Raw genomic sequence first — 9,859 nt, 5'->3', positions numbered from 1 at the left:
TAAGGATTTAAACATTGATTAAAAAGGACATTATTACACTTAAGGATCTACAAGCCGTTATTTCCTTGTTTGACGCCATAGCACCAGATGCCGCTTTACCTAAACGTTATTATGAAAAAACCCGCTATATCCAGTGGTCAGTATTTCAAGACATGCAGGTATATGCACTCGACTTTGAGCCCTATTTAACGATTAGCCAGCGTTGTAATATGACGTATTTTGGCATACATCAAAGTACGCGACGTTTATACCTAGCACACTGTAATGATGCTGGCCACGCACCGCGCTGGGAAGCGAGACCAGTGACCTTAGCGCAACTGATGGATGTCGAGTTAATGGTGAATTTACATAAAAATCATGCCTATAACTTAGGGCTAAACATCTGTTTTGATCTGAACTATTTACTCTGATCTTTTGTATTAATGTACAAATTCGGATGACTGAATATCGGTGGTGGGCCAAGCAATATCAATTGCTAAAATCAATCAATTTGAAATTATCAATGTCACCCGCAACGTTTTTCCGGTACCCGAAGGCACAAGGACAACGGATCTGATTATGCTCGCTCGAGCCAAGAATTAGCCGTTTGGTTCACTCAAAACTAAGCTGTAGCGAAAGGATGTTTTGGTAAACCCTATACTTTCATAGTATTGCTGTGTGGCAATGCGCTGCATCGATGTAGTGAGTTCGAGTAACTGGCAATTCTCTTGCTTTCCCCTTTCTTTCGCAAAGGCAATCAACTGAGAGCCAACGCCCTGACCCCGCATGTCGGCATCCACCACAATTGCGGTTATACGACAGATACGACTCAAGGCGGGGAAATAATCAAAGAACATTAAGGCCATCACAGCGACAACTTGCAGGTCACCCTGCGCATTATGTTGCTCATACACCAGTAATTCATCACTGCGGCGCAAAGAGTCATGCTGATATTGGCTTAACGTCTGGGCTAAAGCGGCATGGGGCAAAGAATAACCGAGTTGCTCAAGTAATACCTGCACACTATCTGTATCCTTTAAGCGGGCTAACCGAATGTTTTTATTCACCATGAGATACCATGCTGTAATCTGCCTAAAGTCAATGTCACTCGTACTGGGTTGCACAGTTTAGATGACGGTGACGAAGTAATAGTCCAACGACATTGCCATCTCACGCCACAAAAATCAAAATAAACCCGACAAAGGAACAAGCCCATATTTGCAATGCGATGTAATGCGTTAAAATTCACCACTTAATAGCCGTCAGTCAGCAAAACCTTGCACTCATAGGGTCAAGAAAACTAAGATGACAGCGGCTGTACTATAGGATGATATTCGTATTGCCACAGGCCGATGTCATCCGATTTTGCTCACTTTGAGGAATCACTCACAATGTCTAAGATCAACCTGCTTTTGCTGTGCGGCGGCGGAAGTGCCGAACACGATATTTCACTCATGTCGGCCAATTATTTTGAAACCTCACTGGCAAAATCCGAACAGTTTTGTGTATTGCGTGTCGAACTGGATAAATTTGGTCAATACCGCACCGCTGCGGGTGATGATTGTGAACTGACCAATAGCCGCGAAATTCGCTTCCGCGATGAGAGCAAAGCCCCATGGCCGGTCGATTACGTCATTCCCTGCATCCATGGCTATCCCGGCGAAACAGGTGACATTCAATCCTATTTTAATTTGATCCAACTGCCCTATTTTGGCTGTGAATCCGAGGCTAGCAGTAACTGCTTTAATAAGATCACCGCTAAAATGTGGTTCTCTGCCTTAGGTATTCCGAATACCCCGTATATTTTTCTAAACCAATTCGATGATGCAGCAATAGAGCAAACCCAAGCCGCATTAGCATTATGGGGATCCATCTTCGTCAAAGCGGCCTCCCAGGGTTCCTCTGTTGGTTGTTATAAAGTCGATGACAGCGATAAAGTCGCTGGCGTGCTTAAAGATGCTTTCGGCTATGCGCCCTATGTTATCGTTGAAAAAACCATTAAAGCCCGTGAGTTAGAAGTCGCAGTATACGAATACAACGGTGAAGTGGTGGCGACAGTACCAGGTGAAATCATCTGTGATACCAACACCTTCTACACCTTCGATGAGAAATACGCCAAAAACAGTAAAGCACGCACCGATGTGGTGGCACAGCATGTGTCAGCTGAGATCAGTGAACAAATCCGCGCCTATGCAATCAAAGCATTTAAAGGTATGAAATTGCGTCACCTGTCGCGCATCGACTTTTTCTTAACCGCGGATAATGAAATTTTACTAAATGAAATCAATACCTTCCCAGGTTCTACGCCGATTTCTATGTTCCCCAAAATGCTGCAAAATCACGGTCACGATTTTACTGAATACTTGAGTCTAGTGATTAACAGCCAGATAACCGCTAAATCTTAACATTCATCAAGCTGACTCAGTACTGCATCCGTTTTCAGTCATAAAAAGAGCGCCGAGGCGCTCTTTTTATTTGTTATCTTTCAACACTATATTCCTAAATATTGGATTATTAACTTACATCTAAACCCAATATATCAATCAGGCTGTCGCAGGTTAAGCCGCCCTCATATTTAGGTCAAACATCAAAGCTCCAATACCAAGAACCTAATGCAGCTCAGCTTGCTTTGCCAACAGCGCAAAGAATGCAGCTTTGGGCATAGGCTTATAAAATAAATAGCCTTGAATTTCTTGAATATGATTCGCCATTACAAATTTAAGCTGGGACTCAGTTTCTACCCCTTCTGCCGTCACAGTTAAATCTAACGCATGGCTTAAACGCACTATGGCCTCCACCAACGCTTCGTGACGTTTGCCTTCATCTAATCTGTCGATAAAGCTCTTATCGATTTTAATTTGATCGATCGGGAAATTAGCCAAATAGGATAAGGACGAATAGCCAGTGCCAAAGTCATCCAAAGAAATTTTAATCCCCTTAACCCGCAAACCATTAAGCACATCAATAAGATACGTATGCTGCTTCATCAGCAAAGATTCAGTGATCTCAAGGGTTAATCTATCATAAGGGAAATCTGTTACCTCAAGTTGCTCGATAATCGCAGCAAAGGATTCCACAAAGGCATCTTGTAGTTCATGGGACCAAAACTCAAAAGTCGAGACATTCACCGATAAATTAATGGGCCAATTTCGTTCCTGCATTTCTAAAATAGTCTGCATAGCACCAAGGCGAACATCTCGACCAATATCAACGATTAAACCACTGTTCTCAGCGATGGGAATAAATTCATCGGGTGGAATAAACGTTCCCTCATGCTGCCAGCGCAGCAGCACTTCAGCACGGACAATCAGGCCTGTGGTCGCATTGACTATGGGTTGGTAATAAAGCTCGAAGGTATGCTGATCTAATGCCTGCTTAAGCTGATTATGAAGGCTAGCAACACGCTCGGCATTTAGCTGCATTTGTTCAGTAAAAAAATGATATCGATTGCGACCATTTGCCTTAGAAATATACATGGCCTGATCGGCACAATTTAACAACTGTTCAAGATCGAGGGCATCTTCAGGAAAACGTGCAATCCCTATACTTACCGAGCTATAAACGCCTTTTCCATCGGCTAGCACATAATGTTTTGCCACATTTTTGTTAATTGTATCTGCAATTTGTGCCAATTCTTTCTGGTTAACAACCCCAGGTAATAGCAAGGCAAACTCATCCCCTCCTAAGCGTGCAAACACCATAGTGTCATCGACACACTCGCTAATCTGTTTAACCACTTGCACTAACAGTGCATCACCTTTGTCATGGCCATGGGTGTCGTTGACTTGCTTAAAGTTATCTAAATCCATCAACATAAAACTAAAGCCGGGGGTCAAACTGTCGGAAGTAATTAACGCTTGGATCTGCTTGAATAACGCATTGCGGTTAGCAAGTCCGGTAAGAGAGTCATTATTGGCCTGATACTTAATCAGCTGCGCCGCTTTCTTACGTTCACTAATATCTGAAAATAGCCATGCAAAACAGGGTTGCTGACCATTGGACTCTCGGAAGGTCGTGACGATAAGATCAAGATAAAACTCCTCGCCATTTCCCCTAAGACCCACCAATTCACCCTGCCACATTCTGTCCTGAGCTAAATGCTCAAATAACCCCACTAATTCATTAGATTGGGATGATGCTAAAAAAATCTTAGGGTGAAAGTTAGCGATATCAGTATCTTGAGGAATAACTATATGTCTGAAAGCGGGATTAGCATAGAGAACTGCATCGTCAGAATTGGAAATAACCAGAGCAAGGGGTAACCGGTCAAAAATTTTCACAGCTAAATGCTGAAATTCCATTGCACGACTGCGTTCAATGGCTAAACTCGCCAGTCTTGCCGCCTCTGAAATGAGTTCTAAATCCTGCTCTGTTGGGGACTTTATCGTATCATAATACATGGCAAATGTGCCTAGCACTTTACCATGAGTATCTTTGATAGGTTCTGACCAGCAAGATTTAAGACCTGCACGTAATGGCAGTTCTTTATAATTAACCCAGTAAGGATGTTGAGCGATATCTTCAACGATAACACGCTGCGCATAATAGGCAGCCGTGCCACAAGAACCCACATTGGGACCAATTTCAACACCATTAATGGCTTGATTGTAACTGTCGGGTAAATTGGGGGCGGCACCTAATAACAGACGTTTACCGTCAGCACTGAGCAGTAACACAGACCCTCTGGTTCCTACTTTTTGAGCTTCGATTTTTAAGACTAAGGCGTGCAAGATTTCATGTAGCGGTGCGCCATTGAGCAGCATAGAAAGAATACTGCTATAACAAGCTATGCTGACATTGTGGGCGAGTTTAACGTCTGCATGATCGAGCAGATCTGGAAGGTTAACGCCGTACGCCATAATTTCCTTAAGAGCAAAGTTGCAATATAAATACTGATTAACAATGTTAAATATTTATAACTTATAAGAAATTCTAGGCACTAATGTTAATTAAGTAAACCCTTTACCTGCGAGGTAAAAGGTTTACTTTAGTCTAAAAAGCAATGCTTTATTCTTGAATACGTTCAAGTTTGGCAAGGTAAAAGCCATCAAAGCCGCTATCGGCTGGGCTGATACTTTCATCCTCAATCAGGCGAAAGTTGGGGTTCTCGGCTAAAAACGCATCCACTTGACCGCGGTTCTCGCAAGGGAAGATAGAACAAGTCGCATAAACGACTATGCCACCGACTTTGACCATGCGGCTGTAACTGTTCAAAATGTGTTTTTGCAGTTCCATTAACACGGGTAAACGCTCTACGGTATCACGCCATTTTGCATCGGGATTACGCTTTAATACACCCAAACCAGAGCAAGGCACATCAAGCAATACCCTATCGGCACTGAGCTTTAAGCGTTTAATGGTTTTACTGCTGGCGATAACACGGGTTTCGACATTGTGTGCCCCATTACGACGGGCACGCTCTTTGAGTTTGTCGAGTTTCCATTGCTCCACATCCATGGCCAACAAGCGTCCTTTACCCTGCATTTGCGCAGCTATGTGTAAGGTTTTACCGCCCGCACCCGCGCAAGCATCAATCACTTTCATGCCTGGCTTGGCATCAAGCGCCGCAGCTACGCGCTGAGAGCCCGCATCTTGCTGCTCGAATAAGCCATCTTTAAAGCTTTGTGTACGGAACAAGGCAGAATCGGAGGTCACTTCAAGGGCGGAATCAACCCCATCAACACAGAGCGTGCTCACAAACTCAGCGGCAAGCTTAGCGGCCAGTTCATCACGAGTCACCTTAAGGCCGTTAGCGCGTAAAAAACGCTTCGGCGCGGTACTTAACGCGGCGCGCTCTTTTTCCCAAGACTCACCTAATTGCTCACGACCCATAGCATCGAGCCACTCAGGACAACCGTCCCACAGTACTGGCTTAGTTTTCGCTTGCTCAGTGCGCTCGGCTAAACGCGCCTCATCGACCTGCAGCGAATATTGCATTTTAGGCAGTTCAAGCCCGTGGAATAAATGCCACGCATTCAGCAATTTAGAGCCAAAACGCTCCATCTCATCTGGACTAATTTCCGCCAGATAACAATATAAATTTAAGCGACGTAGGATATCACCCGTCGTTAATGCGATACGCGCCTGTTCGGCGGGTACTAATTGCAACCCAGAAAAATGCTGAGAATAGGCCCGATCTAAGGGTTTTCCTTGGCTCAGCACCATAGTTAAGATACTGATCACTAATTCGTTCGAGCTGGCAGAAAGCGGAGAATTCAACATTTAAAAGGTCACCATGAATGATAAAACCGGAGGATCATAGGAGGTCAGGCCCTAATACGCAAGCGCACTGGCGCCGAGTTAAGGTTAAAGCCATAAAAAAAAGCGATCCTAAGATCGCTTTTTTGCCACAGTCAGTTTAACCCATTACATTTTTGAGCCTTTAGCCCCGTAGAACAGGATAAAACCATAACAAATCACGGGCAGAATAAAGGCGAGCTGAACGCCAAGATTATCCGCTAACATGCCTTGGAATAAAGGCAAAATCGCGCCGCCCACAATCGCCAAACACAGAATGCCACTGCCCTGTGAAGTGTGTGGACCTAAATCACGAAGCGCTAAGCTGAAGATCGTTGGGAACATAATCGAGTTAAATAATCCCACCCCAAGGATTGCCCACATGGCAATGCTGCCACTGGTTGTCATCGCTGCAACCACAAGTAGCGCCGCCATAAAAGCATTAAATGCAAGCACTGAGCCTGCTGGTACTTTTTGCATCACCACAGAGCCAATGAAACGTCCCACCATAGCGCCGCCCCAATAATAGGCGATGTAATGGGCGGCTTCAGCTTCTGGCATACCCGCTATATGGCTTTCACCTAAGAAGCTAACTAAAAAGCTACCGATAGACACTTCTGCGCCGACATACACGAAAATACCCACAGCGCCGAGCACTAAGTGCTTACTTTGTAAGGCACTGGTTTTGCCTAGATGGGTCTGAACTTCACCTTGAACACTTTCATCATGCTCACGGATCACAGGTAAATCTAACTTCGCAAAAATCAGCGCTAAAATTGCCAAGGCGCCAGAAAGTAACAGGTATGGCAGTTTAACCACTTCTGCTTCAGCGCTCGCTTGGGCTAAATCGCCTGATACTGAACTGGCGACAGAAAGAATTAACATAGCACCAAAAAACGGCGCGACCGTTGTGCCTAAGGCGTTGAACGCTTGCGTTAAATTCAAACGACTCGACGCAGTTTCGCGACTGCCTAAGGCATTGACATAAGGATTGGCTGCCACTTGCAGGATTGTGATGCCTGATGCCAAAACAAATAATGCACCGAGGAACAAGTTGTAAGTAGCGAGGGCCGCCGCAGGATAAAACAGCGCACAACCAATACTTGCAATCACGAGACCTGTAACAATTCCCTTTTGATAACCCAGCTTTTTCACTAAGTTACCCGCTGGGATTGAGACTAGAAAATAAGCACCGAAGAAACAAAACTGGATCAACATGGCTTGAGTATAATTCAGTGAAAACACCGCTTTAAGATGCGGGATCAGAATATCGTTCAAGCAGGTGATAAAACCCCACATAAAAAACAGTGAAGTCAATGAGATCAAGGCAAAACGATAACTGCCCGACCCATTTTCGCCAGTGCTGCTCGTGTAGCTACCGGTATTAATTGATGACGCCATAGTTATTCTCTCTGTATGTTTTTATTATCAGGAACTAATTAAGGTTACATTCCCCATGGTGCCCGTGGGCGGGTTTATATCAAACTGTGGGCTTGGGATCCCGTATCTATAACACTTCAACCGAATAAAAATGAATCATTTTCACTTTAACACTGCATAAAAGCTGGTAAATGCCGAAAACTTCAGCTGATTGTGTTCTATTTGTGCGGTTTTAAGGCCGTGTCCCGTCAGCGACTCACTGATTTCAAATGCAGAGAAATCAAACTCGACCTCGGTATCACCTAAATTGAATCCCACGAGCACTTTTATATCGCCTAAGGTGCGAACAAAGGCCAAAATGGGCTCCTTTGTATCAACAAATTTAATATCACCTTCAACTAACACTGGGTGTAACTTACGCCAAGCCAGAAAACGTCGATAACCATTGAGCATAGAATCAGCATCAGATTCTTGTAGATCCACAGCTAACGCTTGGTGCGCAGGTGCAATTGGCAGCCAAGGAGAAACATCACTAAAACCACTAAAGTCAGCGCCTTGCTGCCACGGCATTGGCGTACGGCAACCATCACGCCCCTTAAACATAGGCCAAAATGTTTTGCCAAAGGGATCTTGCAGCTCATGATATTCAATTGGCGCCTCAGTTAGACCGAGTTCTTCACCTTGATAACTACATATACTGCCGCGCAGCGAACTTAGCATGGCATTAAGCATTTTGACCATGTCTGAATTCTGCTTACCTTGCCCCCAACGACTCGCTACGCGCTGCACATCATGATTGCCGATAGCCCAACATGGCCAGCCATCACCTATGCTCGCTTCCAAAGCCTCTACGGTTTGGCGAATATAACTTGCGCTGTAATCATCAGTCAGCAGCTCAAAACTGTAGGCCATATGCAGGCGATCTTCGCCCTTAGTGTAGGCAGCCATTACAGCCAAAGAATCTTCGGCAGAGACTTCGCCTAAGGTCACCGCTCCTGGATAGCGATTGATGAGTTTTCGTAAATCTTCAATAAAAGCGATGGTTTGCGGACGGTCATTATTGTAGTAATGGTATTGATAGGCGTAAGGGTTATCTTCACTGAAACCACGGCCCTGACGTTTATCCTTAGGTTTTGCCGGATTGTCCCTGAGCAGTTCATCGTGATAACAAAAGGTAATGGCATCTAAGCGGAAGCCATCTACCCCCTTTTTAAGCCAAAATTCAACGTTATCCAGCACAGCTTGGCGCACTTCGGGATGATGGAAATTAATATCGGGCTGACTACGCAGGAAGTTATGTAAATAGTATTGCTGTCTGCGCGGTTCCCACTCCCAAGCACAACCGCCAAAAATCGCGAGCCAGTTGTTAGGCGCTGTACCGTCTTCCTTAGGATCGGCCCACACATACCAATCCGCCTTGGGATTCGTACGGTTTTCGCGGCTCTCGATAAACCACGCATGTTGGTCCGAAGTATGACTTAATACTTGATCAATAATGACCTTAATACCTAAGCCGTGGGCTTTTTCAATCAATTCATCGAAATCATGCATAGTGCCAAAAAGAGGGTCAACTTCGCGGTAATCACTAATGTCATAGCCAAAATCTGCCATAGGAGATTTAAAGAAAGGTGAAATCCAGATGGCATCGACATTGAGACTCGCAATGTAATCCAGCTTTATGATAATGCCGCGTAAATCCCCGACGCCGTCGCCATTGGTATCTAAAAGGCTACGCGGATAAATTTGGTAAATCACAGCACCACGCCACCACGTTAACTCACTCATTGTTGCCCCTTTATCATTATTCTACAGCGAACTTTCCCTAACACACTCAAGCAAACAGTTATCGTTTTGTTACTGCAGAGTAAAGTCATCGCGGCTTCTTTTGTGTTAACGAGCATACGTGAAGAGGGAAATAAGGTTCAATACACCTGCATACGTATGCAGAAGATGCTGCCAATAGTCACATGGCATCACAATGAAATTTACTTTTTAGTAACAGTCACTTGATTACAAAATAAAATCATTTTATTCCCTGAGTTCACCCTCTATCACAGTCTATTCTTAACTCTGCTAGGTATTGAATACGTATGCACTCTGTTGTTCAGCTAAGAAACTCGGGAGTAGTATCTTCACCGTTGCATAACAATTTGGTCATAAACGCAGCACTTATGCAGTCAATTAAGCGCCCATATACCAAAAAAAGGCCGCCAAAATAACGCGGTGATAACGATAAAACGCTCTACAAAGCGATAAAGCGACT

Annotated in this window: 7 protein-coding genes; 2 read left to right on the top strand and 5 right to left on the bottom strand. The window is 44.5% G+C overall.

The genetic code is table 11. The features are described 5' to 3' along the window. The first annotated feature begins 14 nt into the window (after nt 1–14). Entirely contained in the window at nt 15–410 is a 396-nt protein-coding gene (locus L5M18_RS01550) for a hypothetical protein (protein WP_263195795.1), read from the top strand. Nucleotides 411–578: 168 nt separating this feature from the next. Here L5M18_RS01550 and L5M18_RS01545 read toward each other — a convergent pair whose 3' ends face one another. Further along, nucleotides 579–1,049 (bottom strand): GNAT family N-acetyltransferase, encoded by a 471-nt coding sequence (locus L5M18_RS01545; RefSeq protein ID WP_263195794.1) that lies wholly within the window; start codon nt 1,047–1,049, stop codon nt 579–581. A 321-nt stretch (nt 1,050–1,370) separates the two neighbouring features. Here L5M18_RS01545 and L5M18_RS01540 point away from each other — a divergent pair, with 321 nt between their 5' ends. Continuing rightward, complete coding sequence (locus L5M18_RS01540) at nt 1,371–2,384, top strand: D-alanine--D-alanine ligase (protein WP_168825124.1); 1,014 nt, start codon at nt 1,371–1,373, stop codon at nt 2,382–2,384. A gap of 204 nt (nt 2,385–2,588) precedes the next feature. Here L5M18_RS01540 and L5M18_RS01535 read toward each other — a convergent pair whose 3' ends face one another. From L5M18_RS01535 to L5M18_RS01520, 4 genes are all read right to left on the bottom strand, one after another. Beyond that, nucleotides 2,589–4,838 carry an EAL domain-containing protein gene (locus L5M18_RS01535; protein WP_263195793.1) on the bottom strand — a complete coding sequence of 750 codons (2,250 nt, stop codon included), beginning with the start codon at nt 4,836–4,838 and terminating at the stop codon, nt 2,589–2,591. 148 nt (nt 4,839–4,986) lie between these two features. Beyond that, the gene (locus L5M18_RS01530; protein WP_263195792.1) at nt 4,987–6,201 is read right to left on the bottom strand and encodes an RsmB/NOP family class I SAM-dependent RNA methyltransferase; all 1,215 of its coding nucleotides are present in this window, start codon (nt 6,199–6,201) and stop codon (nt 4,987–4,989) included. Between the two features lie 144 nt (nt 6,202–6,345). Beyond that, a complete protein-coding gene (locus L5M18_RS01525; protein ID WP_173496672.1) occupies nt 6,346–7,617 on the bottom strand; it encodes a sugar MFS transporter in 1,272 nt (423 codons plus the stop codon). Between the two features lie 141 nt (nt 7,618–7,758). Next, on the bottom strand, nt 7,759–9,381 hold the full coding sequence (locus tag L5M18_RS01520) for an alpha-glucosidase family protein (RefSeq protein ID WP_263195791.1): 1,623 nt from the start codon (nt 9,379–9,381) through the stop codon (nt 7,759–7,761). Nucleotides 9,382–9,859 lie beyond the last annotated feature (478 nt).

Source organism: Shewanella sp. SM20 (assembly GCF_025654545.1).
GTDB classification, from domain to species: Bacteria; Pseudomonadota; Gammaproteobacteria; order Enterobacterales; family Shewanellaceae; genus Shewanella; species Shewanella oncorhynchi.
This window is presented reverse-complemented; position numbering and strand designations above follow the sequence as displayed.